An 18157-nucleotide genomic window follows, 5' to 3' on the forward strand; every position below is an offset into this window, starting at 1 on the left:
CTAATCCAGCCCCTATATTATCCCGGTGAGGAGATATAAGTATGTCAGATACAGCCGCAAGAATCCGGGATGAGATTCTTGACTCCATGACAGAACAATTCGGGTTGCATGTCACTGAAGCGGTCCAGATCGATCAGGGCTTCCTGAATCTGAAGTGGAGGCTGGACAGTGATCAAGGCCGTCTGTTCGTGAAGCAGTACAGCAAGATCCGTTACCCTGAAGCGCTCACCCGCGGACTGGAGGTCTCGTTAAGCCATCAGGATCATCTGTACCGGGAAGGCCTTCCTGTTCCGAAGTTATTTTCGCACGCGGGAAATTATGTATTGAGAACGCCTTCACAGGAACGTTACGTGCTGATGACCCTGTGTGACGGGCACAGTATTGCCCCCGGCTCGGCCACGGAGCAGCAGATGTATACGCTGGGCAGGGTAGTCGGCCGGATGCACAAATTACTTAACGCTCAGCCTGCTTCGTTGCCGCTGTACTGGGAGGTCCGCAGCCAGGCGTCTATGGTGAGAAACTGGGAGGCACGCTATCATCAGGCCACCGCCCGGCAGAGAGAGGATACTCTATCGGCGCTTGAGCTTCAGCGGAGGATCATCGACCGGATGGACACCGGCATCTTCGCGGACTGCGAACGGGGCTGGGGGCACCGGGACCTGTTCGTGGATAATATGCTGTTCAGCGCAGATCAGGTGGCGGCGATCCTTGACTTCGACCGGCTGCATTTCGTCTACCCGGAGTTCGATATAGCCCGGCCGATCCTCTCCTGCGCGTTATCTGAGGACGGAATCGGGCTGGACCGGGTACGGGCCTTCGTGACGGGCTACCGTGAATATACTCCCTTGCCTGCAAGTACACTCATCCGGTCACTGAAATTAACCTGGTGGAAGGAAGCCGAATGGATTGCGGTGCCTCAGCAGGATGAATTCCCGCCGCTCGTCCGCTTCCGTCAGGAGAATCATTGGATCGCGGCCAACTGGGACCGTTTGAATGATATTTTTGCCGGGATCTAGAGATAGTCCTTAGCTCTGATACAGCCGGATGCCCGACACCGTCATTACCGCAGGCAGCGCTGCTTCATCTACCGCGACAGGGTCATACCATCCGCCAACGGCAAGATTAAGCAGCAGATAAAAGGGCTGGTCGAACGGCATCCCCGGCTCAAGCCGCCGCTCGGCATAGCAGTGCCCGTCCACCAGCCACCTCATGGAGCCTTCCTCCCATTCCAGCGTGTACTCCCGGAATTCGTTAATCGTCCCGCGCTCCAGCTCATGGGTGAATTCTTCCACGACCTTATGCTCAAGATCCGGCCCATAATGCAGCGTTCCTGCTATGTGCCGGGGCAGGCGGCCCTTCGCCTCCAGGATATCGATCTCACCGGAAGCGGGCCAGGGACCGTAAGCCTGATCCTGCGGAAGCAGCCAGATGGCCGGCCAGATGCCCTGGCCTACCGGCAGCCTGGCGCGTACGACCAGCCTGCCGTAGCAGTAAGCGAAATGATCCCTCGTATCAATTCGTGCCGAGGTGTAAGCGAAGCTGCGGCCCTCCTGCCGGGTCACCTCGCGGCGCGCACAGAGCTGCAGCCCCTCTGCGCCAATCGAGAGATTCTCCGGCCGCCCCGTATAGAATTGCTGCTCTCCATTCCCCCAGCCCGGGAAGATTGCATTTCCGTCATTGTCCAGCAGATCATTTCCCATGCGGATGTTCCATAGCTTCAAATCAGCAGTCCCCCCCTGGAAATCCTGCTCCCATACCAGTCTGTTCATCGTTTGGCACACTCCCTTCATGTAATCACAGCATACTGAATTTCCGCCCCCAGCGGGAGGAATCCAAAAAATTGGGATAGGGCCAATAATCATGGCCTTTTTTTCCGCCAGCCTTTTTCATACGATGAAGAAGGAAGGGGGTACAGTACATGTTCCACACCCGAACGGGACAAATGAAAGCGCTTCTTAGGCAGTGGCAGCTGCAAAGCATGGTGATCCCGGGCATTCTCTGGATGTTTATCTTTTGTTACATCCCCATGCTCTGGCTGATCATAGCCTTTATGGATTTCAGTATCGCGAAGCCTATGCTGGAATCTCCGTTTGTCGGGCTGAAGCATTTCCGCGATTTCCTGACAGATGACCGGTTCTGGCGCTCGATCCGCAACACCCTCGGGATGAGCAGCATTAAGCTCTTCCTCGGCTTCCCTATCCCTATTCTGTTCGCCCTGCTGCTGAATGAAATCCGCAGCCTCCGGTTCAAGCGTACGGTGCAGACGATCTCCTATCTGCCCCACTTCATCGCCTGGACGATCTTTGGCGGAATCGCGCTCAACTGGCTGGGCGAAGGCGGTGTCATTAACCAGCTGATGATGGCGCTGGGGCTTCAGGACCGGGATATTCTGTTCAACAGCGAGCCGCAGTACTTCTGGTGGATTACCTTCTTCACCGATACGCTGAAGGAGACCGGCTGGAGCGCCATTATCTACATAGCGGCCATAGCGGGCATTGATCCGGGGCTGTATGAAGCTGCCGAGCTGGACGGCGCGAACCGCTGGCAGCGGATGTGGCATATCACGGTGCAGAGCATCCGCCCGACCATTGCCATCCTCTTCATCCTCGCTGTGAGCGGCATTCTCGGCAGCAACTTCGAGCAGATCTTCATGCTGAAGAACAATATGAACATGAAGATGGCGGAGAGTCTGGACCTCTACATCTACAACATGGGACTGGTCTCCGGGCGCCATTCCTTCTCCACCGCCGTTCTGTTCGCCCGCTCGATTGTAGCGCTGGGCCTGCTGCTGTTAGCCAATCAGAGCTCCAAGAGGCTCACGGGGGACAGTATTTTTTAGAGCAGGATTCCATTTGGAAAGGAGACAACCGATTCATGGCAAGACGCGGAAGATACCGGCGGATTGGCGCTTTCGAGATCGGCAATACGCTCTTGATGCTGGCCGTCTGCTTCCTGACGCTGTACCCGATGTGGTTCGTGCTCGTCAACTCGCTGAATTCGCCGGAGCAGGCTTCACTCGGGACCGTCAACTGGTTCCCCTCCGAGCTGTCGCTGGCCAGCTACAGTGTGGCTTTTAACGATAAGACCTTGATGAACGGGTTCTACATCACTACAATGCGGACGGTGATCGGAACAGTGGTGCATGTGCTCTTCACCGCAATCATCGCTTACGGAATCAGCAAGACGAATCTCATCGGCCGCAAGCTCTATCTCAAAATCTCTCTGATCACCATGCTCTTCTCAGGCGGGCTCATCCCCTCTTTTATTCTCATGACCAAGCTCGGCCTGTATGATAGCTTCTGGGTGTTCATCATCCCGTCCATGTATACTTTCTTTAATATGGTCATCTTCATGAGCTTCTTCCGTACCATTCCTGATAGCCTGGAGGAGTCGGCCAAGGTAGACGGCGCTTCGGATTACGGCGTGCTGTTCCGGATTGTGCTGCCTAACAGCATGGCGGTCATTGCTACCATTGCGCTATTCTCCGCCGTCTATCACTGGAATGATTATTATCAGGGTGTGATCTACATCCATTCGCAGGAGCTGCTGCCGCTACAGACCATGCTGTACAAAATCATCGCCGAGAACTCCATGTCCTTCATGCAGCAGCAGGCGATGGCCCAATTCGGTGCCCGTCTGCCCGGCAACTCAATCAAATTCGCGTCCATGATGGTGGCCACGCTGCCGATCCTGATCTTCTACCCCTTCATTCAGCGTTATCTGGTCAAGGGTGTGATGATTGGCGCGATTAAAGGATAACGATATCGGACTTATCCACACCTAACCCGAAAGGATGATTATGCTGTGAAAAGCAAATCTGTACGCCCCATCCTGGCCGCAATGATGACTGTAACCTTGGCATTAAGCATAGCCGCCTGCAGCAGCAATTCCGCCACTAAGGAGAATACGCCGACGGCTGCGCCTCAGGCCGAAGCGTCAGCGGAACCGCAGACCGAGACCAAGCTGAATGCGGAGGAGCCCGCCTGGAAGCTCGATACCAGTCCGGTGGAGCTCACCTGGTTCGTCGGCGCGAACTGGTATGCCCACACCTGGGGTGAGAGTCTCGCCTCCAAATATGTCACAGAGAAGACGGGCGTGAACGTCAAGCTGGAGGTCCCTTCCGGGGAAGCGAATGAGCAGGTTACGCTGATGATGACCTCCGGCAAGCTGCCTGACCTGATCAGCATGGGCTCCTGGGAGACCGCTGTCAAAAAACTGTGGGAAGGCGATCATGTCTATGCGCTCAATGAACTGGCCGACAAGTATGATCCCTACTTCTTCAAGGTTGCCGGTGACGGCACGCTGAAGTGGTACCGGCAGGAGAACGGCAACACCTACGGGGTGCCGAATGATTCCTACAGCCCTAACCTGATGCACGAGACCGGCATGACGGCGGCCAACCAGACCTTCCTGGTCCGCAAGGATCTGTACGAGGAGATGGGCAAGCCGGACCTCAGTACCCCGGAAGGCTTCCTCAGTGCGCTGCAGCTGCTGAAGGATAAGTACCCCGAGTATAAGGGCCAGCCGATCAGCCCCTTTTTCGCCCAGGGGAATGTGCCTTACGGGATGACGGAATATCTCCAGAATCTGCTGGCGGTTCCACATGAGAAGGATGGCAAAGTATATGACCGTATTACCGACCCTGATTACATCGCCTGGCTCAAAACCTTCCGCACCGCCTACGAGCGCGGACTGATTAACGTCGATTTCCTGGTGGATTCCGATACCCAGGTAGAGGAGAAAACGAACAATGCCCGCTACTTCATGATGATCCGCGAATGGACCGGCATGTCAGCGGTCAATCCGATGCTCGCGGCGGGGGCCAACCCGGACTCCTACTACATCGCGGTTGACGGGCCGCAGAATAACAAGGGCGAGAGCGCCAAGCTGTTCCCCGGCAACATGGACGGCTGGATGGTGACCATGATCAGCAAATCCACGGAGAACCCGGAGCGGGCGATCCGCTTCCTGACCTACCTCGCCAGCGAGGAGGGCCAGCGCGACCTGTTCCTCGGCAAGGAAGGCGAAACCTGGGATTCCGTGGACGGCAAGCCGCAGCTGAAGGCCGAGTTCGCCGATATGCTGGGCAGTAATATCGAGAAGCTGGAGAAGAAATACGGCATTCTGGACACCTACTGGATGATGCGTAACCCGGTCATCGTTAACCAGTGGAGACCGGAGAAAGCCCCGGTCATCAAGCAGATGGAGGACTTCGCGAATGCGCAGGCCGATATTGACAGCGGGATCTACAAAGGCCTGGACCCGCTCGGCGATTCCGATGTTGCCGTAGCCTGGTCGCGGATCTCCCAGAACTGGGAAGAGGTGCTGCCGGAGCTGATTACGGCCAAGGATGAGGCGGCTTTTGACAAGGTGTTCGAGAGCTTCCGCTCCCGCCGCGACGGCTACGGGTTCGCGCAGGTGATGGAATACCGCCAGACCGAGCTGGATGCCCGGAAGGCCAAGATGGCGGAATAACCTTAAGTCCCCCATTTCCGTACCGGCTGCCCCAGAGGCTGCCGGTATTCCTGCTTGGAAGGAGCAGGTTTCTGCGATATGCTAGGTTACAGAACGGGAGGGGTTACCGGTGAAGAAGCTGCAGACAACGATACGAAGACTATACCGCAATGCCCCGATCTCGCAGAAGCTGTTCCTGGCCTTCAGCCTGATGATCGCCATTCCCACCGTTGTGGTCTCCTTCCTGTTCATCCGCAACCAGGAGAGCCAGCTTTTCAAGCAGGCCATGGCCGAAGGCAGCAATCATGTGGCCCGGCTGAATGAACGGCTGCGCAGCCGGCTCGAACTTCTTGAGAACGCTTCCGCAACCGCCCTGACCCAGAAAGGATTCGTGGATTTCATCCACTCCAATATGCGCGCAGACGGCCTTAGGCTTGTGAAGTTCAAGCAGAACCAGTACGAACAGATGCATAACATCATTCAGAGTCATGAGATGATCAGCAGTCTCAGCTTCTATGTCGATAACCCTGAGGTCTATGAGATCTGGCCAGAAATCTATCATTACAGCAAGTTCTGGCCGCAGGATTACTGGATGACGCTGCGGGATGAGGGTGGCGCGGCGTTCCGGCTGTCTGCCTTCAAGGATGGCGCAGATACGCTGTCTTATTACAGGCTGGTGAGGCTTCAGGGCCAGCAGCAGAAGCTGCCCACCATTATGGAGGTCCGTGCGAAGCACAACGTGCTGTTCAATGACCTGCTGGAGGACAGCAGGCGCGACTTCTTCACGGTAATCATGGACGGCGCGGATGCTTCCCGCAATGTGTATCTTTCGGGGCATGAGCTGCCGCAGAAAGCCGGAGCGAAGCTGGACGATATCCTTAGCCGGGTTCATGCACAATTGGACGTACTGGAGCAGAAAAGTCCCGTTACCGTCCAGTCTGGGGATCAGTCCTACTATGCGCTGTACCGTTACATCGCTCCCCTCAACGCCTATGTGGTAGACATCGCTTCCCGCCATGAGCTGACAAAAGGTCCGCGCGACGGATACCTGCTGGTCATCGCGATCACCTCCTCCGTCCTGCTGCTGATGCTGCTGCTGGTATCGAGGATGACCCGGCGCATCTTCCGCCGGCTGGAGAAGGTGCTGGGCTCGATGCGCAAGGTGCGCAGGGGCCAGCTGGATGCCAAGATTGATACCGGGCTTGGCGCGAACGAAACCGGTGACGAAATTGACTATGTCGCCGTCAGCTACAATAGTATGCTGGACGAAATCCAGCAGCTGATGACACAGGTAGTAGATAAGCAGCTTATCGCCAAGAATGCGCAGCTCCACTCTCTCCATTCGCAGATCAACTCCCACTTTCTGTACAATGCGCTGGAATCTATCAGAATGCGCGCAGAGGTGGAACGGCAGCCTGCCATCGCAGGCGCTCTCGTCTCGCTGGGGTCCCTGCTGCGTTACAGCATGCAATGGCGCAGCGATACGGTCGCGCTCAGCGAGGAGCTGGCCAATATCCGCAGCTATATCCGGTTCATCAACTTCATGGAAGGCGGGAGCACGGAGCTGTCGGCCGATCTCCCCCCGGAGGTCCAGCGCTACCGCATCCCCAAGATGTGCATGCAGCCCATTGTCGAGAACGCCGTACACCATGCGGCCCCTTCCGGCGGCAGTATTCAGATCACCATTTCGGTACGGGTAGAAAATGACAGTCTGCTGCTGATCGAGATCCGCGATGACGGCGCCGGAGTTGCTCCCCGGATGCTGGACAGCCTGCAGTCTGTGCTGCGGGGGGACTCTGACACCCCGATTATCAGCAGCAGCAGCGGGCTGGGGCTGGACAATGTACATAAGCGCCTGCAGCTTCATTACGGCACGGATTGCGGCCTGTGGATCAGCAGCGTTCAAGGGGAATATACCTGTGTAACCCTGAGGCTGCCCTGGGAAAATGAGAATCTTGGAGGTTGGTAGGCATGATCAATATTCTGGTGGTGGATGATCAAAAGCATATCCGCGACGGACTGCAGGCGATGCTCCGCCAGTTCCCGCAGCAGCCCGGCCATATCTACAGCGCTGCTAACGGGCTTGAAGCCCTGGAGCTGCTCCGGGCGCACAGCATCCAGCTCGTCATTACCGATATCCGCATGCCGGATATGGACGGCCTTGCGCTTATGGCGCAAAGCCGGCAGGAAGGCCTGAAGGCGGATTATCTGATCATTAGCGGATACAGCGATTTCGCCTATGCCCAGAAGGCCATTGAGCTCGGGGCCAAAGGGTACCTGCTCAAGCCTGTGAAGCGTGAGGACCTGCAGGTCTCGGTGGAGCATGTCTGGCAGGAGATCGAGACGCACAGATTGCTCACCAGCAATATCGAGCGGCTCTCACAGCGTGCCCGGGAGACGGACCGCAAGGAGCTGCGGATGTATATGCAAGGTGCGGCGGGCGATGAAGCGTGGATTGCCGCGACTGAGCAGCAGAACCCGGGGCTGTGGCGCAGCTACCGCCTCTGCCACCTGCGCGAGGAGCGCTGGATTAACCAGCCGGGGGCCAGCAGCAGTCACAGCATCGAAGCCGTGGCCTACCGTGTGTACGGCAGACAGGGCTGCATCTGTCTCCAGCACCGCCCCCACCTGGTCCTGGCCGTGGATGCAGCCATAGATCCGGGAGCCTTGCCTGCTGCGCTCAGCGAAGAGCAGATCGGGGCCGTCACGGCCATGACTGATCCGCACCAAGGATTAAGCACTCTGCCGGGCAGTTATACACAGGTGCTTGATCTGTACCGCCACAGCTTTCTTTTCCCGGATACGCGCTGCCTGCTGCCTCAGCACATCGTACGGCTGGAGCAGCACTGGGAGCTTCCTTATGAGGAGCTGTATGCCCTCTTCCAGTTAACCGGCACAAGTAACAGCGGCAGAATCACCCAAGGGATCTCCAGCCTCTTCCACAAGGAGGTGCTTCAGCGCTATCACATCCGCTACACCCAGCAGCTATGCCGCGCCGTTGTCCGGATGATGGAGGATTATGAGCGTGTCATCCGTCCTTATCTGGGTGAAGAAGCGCTGGATCTGGAGTGTCTGCGCAATCTGTTCGACTATCCCGGCATCCGCGAATATATCCAGGCCTTACAGCAGCAGCTCCTGCGGCTCGACCAGTTCTACTATGAATACAAGTGCAGCTACCGCAGCTCGCAGGATCTGAATGAGGCCATCCGCTTCATCCACGAGAATTACCACAAGCCGCTGGATCTCGCGATGGTGTCCAATCATGTCTCGCTGAATTACGCCTACTTCTCCAACCAATTCAAGAAGAATATCGGCAAGGGCTTCGCCGAATACCTGCGTGATGTGCGTCTGGGCAAAGCGCGGCGTCTGCTGGCCGAGACCGATCACAAGATCATTGAGATTGCCTCCATGGTCGGCTACGAGAGCTACAAAAGCTTCACCCGCGCCTTCCGCGAAGCCATGGACATGCAGCCGACCGAATACCGTCTGCTGATCCGCCGGAAGCCTGCCATTGAAGAGGATTACCGTGATACTGTGCTGTGAAAAAAGCTGAACCCCAGTGGGCCCACGCGGGTAGCGCGAGCCCATTGTATGCTGTTTTTCGCATACATCTGGCTCACACGCCTTCAGCGAGCCCATTGTATGCTGTTTTTCGCATACATCTACCCTCACACGCCTTCAGCGAGCCAAATGTATGCTGTTTTTCGCATACATCTGGCTCACACGCCTTCAGCGAGCCCATTGTATGCTGTTTTTCGCATACATTTCGCCCACACGCCTTCAGCGAGCCCATTGTATGCTGTTTTTCGCATACGTCTGGCTCACACGCCTTCAGCGAGCCCATTGTATGCTGTTTTCCGCATACATTCCGTCCACACGCCCCCTGCCCACACTCCATCCCACCGCTTCATGATGTTTCTGGACACGCACTGGCCAATATTTTCGCCGCAGCAGCTAAGCGACCCAAAAAATTGGGTCAAAACAAAAAGGATTGTCCCTTTTAGCGGGATATAAGTTTCGATAGAATAAAGATGTTCTCTCACATGTAAGCGGTTACCTTCACTACCATTTAATTAAAGGAGGGCAAGTATGAAGCGACTTTATACTATGCAAATGCAACCCGGTTTCAAGCAGAAGGTGCTTAGTCTGTTCCTGGTCCTGCTGCTGCTGTCCGGCATCGGCCAGCTCCCTGCTTCAGGCATTCAGCGCGCAGAGGCCGCAGGTACTACAGTTAGCTCAATGGCTTATTTCTCAGCGGCAGACGGTCCGGTCATCTCCAAATCAGGCGTCGGGCAGGCGAGCTACGGGTTCGTGATGCCGGTATTCAACGGCGGGGCTGCGTCCTGGAGCGATGTTTCGGATGATGTAGGCGTCAAAGTGAAAGTAAATGGCAATTGGGTAGACATTGACAGCGCAGGCGGCTTTGTCTACAACCAGAACTGGGGGCACTGGAGCGACAGCGGACAGAACGGCTACTGGTTCACCCTATCGGCTACAACCGAGATCCAGCTCCACTCTAAGGCGAATAGCGGGGTTACGCTGAATTATACACTGGCTTTTCAGAACCTGAACAAGACCACCATCACCGCAATGGCACCGACCCAGGGCCCGCAGATTACAGCAGGCTTCACGGGCGGCGCAGGCTTCACCTACCCTACCTTCAATAATGATCCGACGCTCACCTATGAAGCTGTGGCCGATGATCTGAAGGTCTATGTGAAGCCGGTGAACAGCAGCACCTGGATTGACATTGATAACAATGCAGCCAGCGGCTGGATCTACGACAGCAACTTCGGCCAGTTCACTGAAGGCGGCGGCGGATACTGGTTCACGATCACCGAATCAATCAACGTCAAGCTGGAGTCCAAGACCTCATCCGCGAACGTGATCTACACCCTTACCTTCAATCAGCCCGTCAGAACTTCCTATGTCCTATCCGCTTATGAAGGCACAGCTTTCACTGCGGATAACAACGGATCTATCGGTTTCCCTTTGCCGAAAATTGACGGGGGCGCACCGATTGGCAGCGAGCTGAACAAATATGTGTATCAGATCAAAATCGGCGGCCAGTGGGTCGATCTGAGCAATTCCGCCCAGAGCGGCTTCGTCTATGCAGGCAACGGCTACAACAATATGTCCGCGGCCAACCAGTGGGGCTATTGGGCCGATTACGTCTATGGACTGTGGTTCCAGCCGATCCAGGAGAATATGGAGATCCGCATCGGCTATCCGTTAAACGGCCAGCAGGGCGGCAATATCGGCAGCAATTATGTGTATTATACCTTCACCGGCAATCCGAATGCCCCGCGTCCAGATGAAAGCGATCAGGAAGATATTACGTTGGGTACTCCATCAGATCCTGCCGTAGCGGGCATGAACCTGCTCTGGCAGGATGAGTTCAGCGGAACCGTACTGGATACCAGCAAGTGGAACTATGAGCAGGGTTACTATATCACCAATGACCCTAACAGCTGGGGCTGGGGGAATAACGAGCTGCAGCATTATACGAATAGTACCGAGAATGTATTTGTCCAGAACGGACAACTGAATATCCGGGCCAAGAACGATCCGAAGTCCTTCCCGCAGGACCCGAACCGTTATGCACAATATTCCTCCGGCAAAATCAACACCAAAGACCATCTATCCTTCCAGTACGGCCGGGTGGACATCCGTGCCAAGCTGCCGACAGGGAACGGGATCTGGCCCGCCCTGTGGATGCTGCCACAGGATGCGGCTTACGGTGCCTGGGCGGCATCCGGCGAGATTGACATCATGGAAGCCAAGGGACGGCTGCCCGGCACAACCAGCGGCGCGGTTCACTTCGGCGGACAATGGCCGGTGAACAAGTACATCGCCGGGGAGTATCACTTCCCGCAAGGTCAGACCTTTGCGAACGACTATCACGTATATTCCATGGTCTGGGAAGAAGACAACGTGAAATGGTATGTGGACGGCAAATTCTTCTTCAAGGTAAATAGAGAGCAGTGGTATTCTGTAGCGGCACCGAACAACCCTAATGCTCCCTTCGACAAGCCCTTCTATCTGATTATGAATCTGGCAGTGGGCGGACATTTCGACGGCGGACTGACTCCGGCTCCGTCCGATATTCCGGCAACGATGCAGGTCGATTATGTACGGGTGTATAAGGAAGGCAGCGGCGGCGGAAATCCCGGGAACCCGGGCAATCCCGGAAGCGTTCCGGTGAGCGGTGTTTCCATAACTCCATCTGCCTCTGAGGTGCAGGTTGGACAGAGCGTCCAGTTAACGGCTAACGTGTCGCCATCCAATGCCTCTAACAAGCAGGTGACCTGGAGCGTGGCGAACAGCAGCACCGCTTCAGTAAGCCAGAGCGGTCTCGTCACCGGACTGGCTACAGGCACCACTACCGTAACAGCCACAACCGCTGATGGCAGCAAAACCTCGAGTAGCACAATCACTGTAGTCTCCCCGCCGCCAGCGACCATTGTGATTGGAGATCAGGTGCGCGGCTTGAAGAAAACAGGCAATAACCTGCTCTTCTATGTGAACGGCGCCACCTTTGCTGATCTGCATTACAAGATCAACGGCGGCGGCCAGCAGAACGTAGCCATGACCTCCGCAGGCAACGGCAATTACACCTACGCGGTCAATAACGTGCAGCAAGGCGATTCCGTAGAGTATTTCTTCACTTACAATCCGGGACAAGGGGCGCTGGACACCCCCTGGAAGACTTATGTTCACGGGGTAACCCAGGGAACCCCCGAGTAACAGCAGGATTCCTGCAAACAGATAAGTGACCGGATGAGCCGGCCGCTTCATACGGCCTCTATCACAGGGGATGAGGAAGTCTTGGACTTCTTCATCCCCTGTTTTTTGCTGTATCAGGGTGAGCTTAGAACAAGCAGAATAAATTCCCGGAAACAAAATGTGACCGGATGCCGTCCTAAAGGGTGTTATAGATAAAGGAGGGCATAACCTCATGCAGCAACCCATGACCCGGCCGGGCCATCCTGTGATGAAGAGCTACGAACAATATGCAGATATGCTGTACCGGATTGCCCTGGTTCATCTGGGCAGCCGCCAGGATGCCGAAGAGGCTACGCAGGACACCTTCATCAAGCTGATGGAGAAGGCTCCCGTATTCAAGGATGACGAACACCAGAAGGCCTGGTTGATCCGGGTCATCACCAATCATTGCAAGAATCTGCTGGGCAGAGGCTGGCGCAAGCGCGAGGTCAAGCTCGAAGGGGTGGAGCAGGTTACGGCCGATAACCCCGAGGAGCTGGCGGTCTTGCAGCTCGTGCTGGCCCTGCCGGTGAAGTATAAGACTGTCATTCATCTGTACTATTATGAGGATTACCCTGTCCAGGAGATCAGCAGAATTCTGCAGATCAGCGAGTCGGCCGTGAAGATGAGACTTCAGCGCGGACGTCAGCTGTTAAGACTGGAACTGGAAGGAGCAGAAGCGGAATGAAGGAAGATCAGTTTCGAAACCAATACAAGAAAGCGGTGGATACTATGAGTTCAAGCAGAGAAATGAAGCAAGGATTAGAAGGTAAAATGGAACAAAAGCGCCGTCCGCGTAAGATGGTCTATATCGCAGCAAGCGTGTTGGTCGCCGCCGGAATCGGCCTGGCCGGACCCAGCGTAATGCAGCAGCTAAATGGTACAGCTTCCCCTAATCAAGTAGCCCAGGTAGATCCGGGCACGCCTTCGGCAGGGAATTCTGCCGGAGTCGTCATTCCCAAGATCGAGCTGTCGGATAAAAGCTCCGGTGCCCAAGCCGATATGATCGGCCTGGTCGTCTACCAGGGCAATATCTATACCCAGGCGGCGATCCGCATTGAAGCGGCCGATGCGGCTGCACTGCGCGGGGAGAAGCTGGGCCGCACCACCAGCGGGATTGATGAATGGAGCGGCAAGGATGCGTATACGGAGCTGGCCTCGAACATCGGGGAGACGGATATCTATGCTGTCAAAGGATATGATTCCGGCTTCCTGGTCATGTCTTATACAGAGGCAGACGGTCAGGTGTTCGCGGAGCTGTACGAACATACGAACGGAATTACCGTGAACAGCGGAGCCGATCTGATCGGCAAGCTGAACCTGGACGGGCGCATCGCCTCTGCCCAGTGGGAGAGCTTCGATAGCTGGAACAACAGCAAGCAGCAATACCTTCCGCTGCCGGAAGGCGCAGCGCTTAACGGCTTCCTGAGCGCGCTTAATGCCGCCAAGCCGCTGTCCGCAGACTCGCTCATGGCGCAAGGCATCTATGACAATGAGGACCGCAAGCTGGTTTACCTCGAACTTGCTGACAAAGCCCGGGTTGAGCTAACCTTGTTCGGCAAGGGACTTGTGCGCTACGGCAATGCGCCAGTATTCTTCGAGGTTGAGCCCGGTGCCTTCCAGGCGCTGTGGGATAACCTAAAATAGTTCAAAGGCCATCCCTGCCGGGATGGCCTTAAGCTTTTACACACGAATAGAAAGTAAACCATCCTATACACCGCAGATTTATTCACCTAAGAGACAATTCCCGTGCTACCCTTCCATTTTTCCTTAATATACTCCTTGATCTGTTCAGCCAGCGCGGCCGGAGGTGTAGAAGTGGAGTCAAAAGTAGGCATCGGCGGATCATACTCCGTATCTGCATGGTCCAACAGCCACTGCGCGAATTCCTCGTGCTGCCTGAGCATATCTTCGGTCCAGGTCGCTGCATCCTCCCGGCCCCGCAGGCGGGCATTACGGGTGGCATCGTCACAATGCAGGTTAATAAAGTGCACTTCACTGAAAGCATCATAAACATCGCATTTCTTGGCGTCCCAGGGCATCATCGTCCCGCAAATAATCGTTCCTCTTCCCGACAACGCAACGGCATGCGCACAATGAAACAGCACATTATACCGGTCCTGGTACTCCAGCTTCTTCCCCGTCGTCCCGAAATTATCGTCATCCGTACTGAACAGAACAAATTCCGGCATCTGCTCCCTCAACTCATGCATGACCGTGGTTTTACCTACTCCGCTGGCTCCGGTGATAATGAATAATGGTAATTGGGTTCTCATATGCTCTCGATCTTAGCTCCTTCCACGCGGTATTTCTTCTCCCATTCCGACATAGCGTTGGAATCAAGCCTGATTAGCTTGGCCGGGGTGTATTCGTTATACTCATTCAGCTCACTTTTGTCTTGTGGAAGTCGCAGTTCTTTAATTCTGCGCACCACTTCCTCATCGGTATGAATCTCCACCGACTCCTCCTCAGACACGACCTTCAGCGGAATCACCTGCTTAACATTGGTACCGGTTCCATCCCTACCGGTGTAAGACAATTCAACCGCCAGACTATACTCCCCGCAAGGGACCGGCTCCCGGGTGAAGATTTCAACGTACAGGTCCGTTACTGACTGCGTATCGTCAATCCATATTCTCCCACTGCTGTCTTCAACAGCACCATTCAGATTAGGGGACCGGTGAAGCCCTGCCGGAAGTATTAATTGTAAGCGGGCATTCTGCACCCCGCCGGGCAGCGCGATGTGAAGCCAGAGATGATTCATTCCTTCTTCCTGCTCTATAGCAGATTTTGCAAAGCGGATATGGATCATACCTGCCCCTCCTCTTGAAGTAGTCTAGTAATCGTCTCAAGCATCTTCTCCTTCAGCGCCGTTGAGATGCGCGGACTAACGGAGAGAATGACATCCTCACTAACAACATGCAGCTCACTCTGGAGCATCTGATCCGATTGGTAGAGCCGCAGGTTATCGCCCAGCTTCATGATTTCGTCCATCGTCAGTCCGGCTAACTTCTCTTGGGCCGAGGCCAACGTCTCGCCGCTCCTGGTTAATACAAGGATCGCCCGTAAATAATGCAAATGACTATCTGTATACGCCCTCTTATTGCCCACCAGTTCCAGCGGCGGCAGCATCCCGATCTGCGTATAATACCTGACCGTCCGCAGATTCATCTGAGGATCTTCATTCTGTAACACCTCAGCCAACTGCTTAGCAGTGTACGTATGCATCGTACTCCCCTTTCTTATCCAAACAATATAGTTACACTACACTGTATACGTTACAGTCTAGTGTAACTATATTGTGTTGTCAATATTCATGTTTTGACAGAGTGAAGTGGAATAATATCTCATCCTAATTCCCTTTATTAATAAATTAATTCATATTTTTATGTATAACCCTTTACATATGGATATTTCTTCTGTAATATTTAATAATATCCTAATATTTGAAATGGAGTGAGAATTTATGAATAAGAAATTGCTCGCCGGGTTATTGACTGTATCTGCCTGTTTTTCTTTAGGATCAACATCCTTTGCTTCTAGCGTTGAAACTACTCTGGCTCCCAACGCATTCCTTCCAACTAATGTTGCTCAATCCGCGCCTAATGATTATGTTCGCGATTTAACAATTGCTGTAGGTGAAACTGTTGAATTTTACCCTTATCTATGGCATTTCCTTCGGTGGGATGGCAGTTTGCTAGTAACAGAAGATGGAAGATTCATCGGTCTTTCTCCAGGATATTCGGTTGTAGCTGCTGAGATCACTCCACAAGGTGACAGATTGATATTTAAAGTAACTGTACAATAACTCCTAATATTCATAATTTATGCAATTATTAAAATCATAAAACACCCTCTCTGACCAGGGACTGTCCCCTAATGTTGGTAAGGGTGTTTTTAGCTAATAGTTTCCTGGTCGAAAGAATTTACAACAATAAATTAGGCCCATACAGCGCAGCCAACCCCCTACTTCCCTTATGATGCTATACTAGCTTTATCTGTAGGAAAAGAGGACCACAACAATGGATATACGAAAATTACAATACTTCATTGCGGTGGCGGAAGAGCTTCATTTCCATCGTGCCGCAGAGAAATTAAATATGACACAGCCTCCGTTGACCCAGCAGATTCAAGCTCTGGAACAAGAACTGGGTGTGAAGTTATTTGAACGGAATAAACGTCAGGTCCGCCTCACACCAGCGGGAGCTGTTTTTTGGGAGGAAGCCAGCCGGATCTTATCTCAACTGGAGCGGTCTATTCAAACTGTGCGATTGGCAAGCCAAGGCATCATTGGACATTTGAACATTGCTTTCATCGGTTCAGCAGAGGGCGGAATCATGGTCGATGTGCTCAAAATATTCCGGCAACGGTTCCCTCAAATACAGCTGAACCTGCTGGAAATGACTTCTGCCCAACAATGGCAGGCCTTGCACGACGGTACCATCCATATTGGATTCATGCGCTTCATTGAGCCGGCACAGAATATTAATCATTGCAGCTTGATCAACGAAACTCTGGTTGCCGTATTGCCTGATCAACATCCGCTCGCCAAGCTGCCTGCATTGCCAGTCTCCGCTTTGCGTTCCGAGCCTTTTATCTTCTTTCCCCGTAAGCACGGTCTTCCTTTTCATGATCTGATTATGGGCTTTTGCGCTGAGCATGATGTCTACCCTCAGGTTGTACAGGAAGCCGTACAAATGTATACCATTGTGAACCTTGTAGCAGCGAACCTGGGGGTTTCCATTGTCCCTTCTTCAGTTTCCGTCTTCCAGCGCAGCGGAGTCGTATTCAGACCCTTTGAAGACAATGTCCCGCCTGTCCCCTTCTATGCTGCCTGGAGAACGGATACGAATCAGGCCATCCTCTCTGCATTTATAGAGATTTTACAAGAGCATAATTCCAGATGAAAGGTGAACGCCAGCGTTATTCAGCCGGTTTTTGCAGGATCACGCTCAACCAGTCCCTCTAATATTCTGTCAATCTCACTCAGCAAATCAGGTTCAAGACGCACCCCCGAAGCCTTCACATTCTCTTGTACCTGCTCTGGTCTGGATGCCCCTATGATTGCAGCCGACACCTGCGGATTCTGCAGCACCCATGCTATGGCTAATTGCGGAAGCGTCAGCCCCGCTTCGTGTGCAAGTGAGGACAGCCGGGATACAGCCGTAAGAACCTCTGTATGCAGCCACTGGCCAGCCAATCGTTCAAAAAACGGAGAACCCGCTGAAGTCGAAGCACGGGACCCCTGCGGGACCGGTTGATTCGGCAGATATTTTCCCGACAAAATGCCTTGGGCCAGCGGTGACCAGACAACCTGCCCGATCCCTTCCTGCTCAGAAGCCTGAATAACCTCCGCTTCAATTACCCGCCATAGCATCGAATATTGCGGCTGGCTGGCCACCAGAGGAACCCTCAGCTCCCGGGCCCAAACCGCGGCTTGTGTGATCTGTTCAGCCGTCCATTCGCTGATTCCGACATACAGAACCTTCCCTTGACGCACCAGATCAGAGAATGCCAGGAAGGTCTCCTCCAGCGAAACCTTTTTATCAAATCTATGGGCATAATAAATATCTATATAATCCGTCTGTAGCCTGTTTAACGAGGAGTTACAAGCTTCCATAATATGCTTCCGGGATAGACCACGGTCATTAGGTCCTGTTCCTGTAGGCTGATAGACCTTGGTACATAACTCGATGCTTTCGCGCCGCACTCCTGACAAGACTTGCCCCAGCACCGTCTCCGCCTTCGTGTCCGAATACACATCCGCGGTGTCAAATGTAGTAATTCCCGCATCCAATGCAGCATGGACACAAGCTTTAGCGGTGTCATTATCCACTTGAGCCCCATGCGTAATCCAGTTTCCAAAAGCAATCTCACTGACCGATAAGCCGCTGGCACCCAATTTCCGATATTCCATCTTCTTACCTCCTTTTAATAG

The 18157-nt window shown here is 54.1% G+C and carries 16 protein-coding genes; 11 read left to right on the forward strand and 5 right to left on the reverse strand.

Features of this window, described 5'->3' with window-relative positions:
- Nucleotides 1-41: 41 nt before the first annotated feature.
- A complete protein-coding gene (locus MHH78_RS23420) occupies nt 42-1016 on the forward strand; it encodes a phosphotransferase (protein ID WP_341168961.1) in 975 nt (324 codons plus the stop codon).
- A gap of 9 nt (nt 1017-1025) precedes the next feature.
- On the opposite strand, the gene MHH78_RS23425 is transcribed toward MHH78_RS23420, so the two are convergent.
- A complete protein-coding gene (locus MHH78_RS23425; RefSeq protein ID WP_341168962.1) occupies nt 1026-1769 on the reverse strand; it encodes a glycoside hydrolase family 16 protein in 744 nt (247 codons plus the stop codon).
- Nucleotides 1770-1918: 149 nt separating this feature from the next.
- Here MHH78_RS23425 and MHH78_RS23430 point away from each other — a divergent pair, with 149 nt between their 5' ends.
- The 8 genes from MHH78_RS23430 to MHH78_RS23465 all read left to right on the forward strand — a co-directional run bounded on the left by MHH78_RS23430 (nt 1919) and on the right by MHH78_RS23465 (nt 13866).
- Nucleotides 1919-2839, forward strand: coding sequence for an ABC transporter permease (locus MHH78_RS23430; RefSeq protein WP_340992438.1), 921 nt, complete (start codon nt 1919-1921; stop codon nt 2837-2839).
- Between the two features lie 35 nt (nt 2840-2874).
- Nucleotides 2875-3759, forward strand: a complete 885-nt coding sequence (locus MHH78_RS23435) for a carbohydrate ABC transporter permease (RefSeq protein WP_340992437.1) — start codon at nt 2875-2877, stop codon at nt 3757-3759.
- A 45-nt stretch (nt 3760-3804) separates the two neighbouring features.
- Complete coding sequence (locus MHH78_RS23440; RefSeq protein WP_341168963.1) at nt 3805-5475, forward strand: extracellular solute-binding protein; 1671 nt, start codon at nt 3805-3807, stop codon at nt 5473-5475.
- Nucleotides 5476-5584: 109 nt separating this feature from the next.
- Nucleotides 5585-7423, forward strand: coding sequence for a sensor histidine kinase (locus MHH78_RS23445; protein WP_341168964.1), 1839 nt, complete (start codon nt 5585-5587; stop codon nt 7421-7423).
- A gap of 2 nt (nt 7424-7425) precedes the next feature.
- A complete protein-coding gene (locus MHH78_RS23450; RefSeq protein ID WP_341168965.1) occupies nt 7426-8997 on the forward strand; it encodes a response regulator in 1572 nt (523 codons plus the stop codon).
- Between the two features lie 546 nt (nt 8998-9543).
- Nucleotides 9544-12201: a family 16 glycosylhydrolase gene (locus tag MHH78_RS23455; RefSeq protein ID WP_341168966.1), complete on the forward strand. Its 2658-nt coding sequence runs from the start codon at nt 9544-9546 to the stop codon at nt 12199-12201.
- 211 nt (nt 12202-12412) lie between these two features.
- Nucleotides 12413-12907 carry an RNA polymerase sigma factor gene (locus MHH78_RS23460; RefSeq protein WP_341168967.1) on the forward strand — a complete coding sequence of 165 codons (495 nt, stop codon included), beginning with the start codon at nt 12413-12415 and terminating at the stop codon, nt 12905-12907.
- Entirely contained in the window at nt 12904-13866 is a 963-nt protein-coding gene (locus tag MHH78_RS23465; protein WP_341168968.1) for a hypothetical protein, read from the forward strand. Before MHH78_RS23460 ends, MHH78_RS23465 begins: the two co-directional genes overlap by 4 nt.
- 86 nt (nt 13867-13952) lie before the next feature.
- Here the strand turns inward: MHH78_RS23465 and MHH78_RS23470 are convergent, their stop codons facing one another.
- The 3 genes from MHH78_RS23470 to MHH78_RS23480 are packed head-to-tail and all read right to left on the reverse strand — an operon-like array spanning nt 13953 to nt 15447.
- Entirely contained in the window at nt 13953-14495 is a 543-nt protein-coding gene (locus MHH78_RS23470; RefSeq protein WP_341168969.1) for an AAA family ATPase, read from the reverse strand.
- Nucleotides 14492-15031, reverse strand: a complete 540-nt coding sequence (locus MHH78_RS23475; protein WP_341168970.1) for a hypothetical protein — start codon at nt 15029-15031, stop codon at nt 14492-14494. Before MHH78_RS23475 ends, MHH78_RS23470 begins: the two co-directional genes overlap by 4 nt.
- A complete protein-coding gene (locus MHH78_RS23480; protein ID WP_341168971.1) occupies nt 15028-15447 on the reverse strand; it encodes a MerR family transcriptional regulator in 420 nt (139 codons plus the stop codon). Before MHH78_RS23480 ends, MHH78_RS23475 begins: the two co-directional genes overlap by 4 nt.
- A 238-nt stretch (nt 15448-15685) precedes the next feature.
- On the opposite strand from MHH78_RS23480, the gene MHH78_RS23485 reads away from it, so the two are divergent.
- Together MHH78_RS23485 and MHH78_RS23490 are read left to right on the forward strand one after the other, a co-directional pair.
- Nucleotides 15686-16027, forward strand: coding sequence for a hypothetical protein (locus MHH78_RS23485; RefSeq protein ID WP_155991631.1), 342 nt, complete (start codon nt 15686-15688; stop codon nt 16025-16027).
- A 214-nt stretch (nt 16028-16241) separates the two neighbouring features.
- Complete coding sequence (locus MHH78_RS23490; protein ID WP_341168972.1) at nt 16242-17126, forward strand: LysR substrate-binding domain-containing protein; 885 nt, start codon at nt 16242-16244, stop codon at nt 17124-17126.
- A 20-nt stretch (nt 17127-17146) separates the two neighbouring features.
- On the opposite strand, the gene MHH78_RS23495 is transcribed toward MHH78_RS23490, so the two are convergent.
- Nucleotides 17147-18136, reverse strand: a complete 990-nt coding sequence (locus tag MHH78_RS23495; RefSeq protein ID WP_341168973.1) for an aldo/keto reductase family protein — start codon at nt 18134-18136, stop codon at nt 17147-17149.
- Nucleotides 18137-18157 lie beyond the last annotated feature (21 nt).

Source organism: Paenibacillus sp. FSL H3-0333, assembly GCF_038002805.1.
Lineage (GTDB): Bacteria > Bacillota > Bacilli > Paenibacillales > Paenibacillaceae > Paenibacillus_AQ > Paenibacillus_AQ silagei.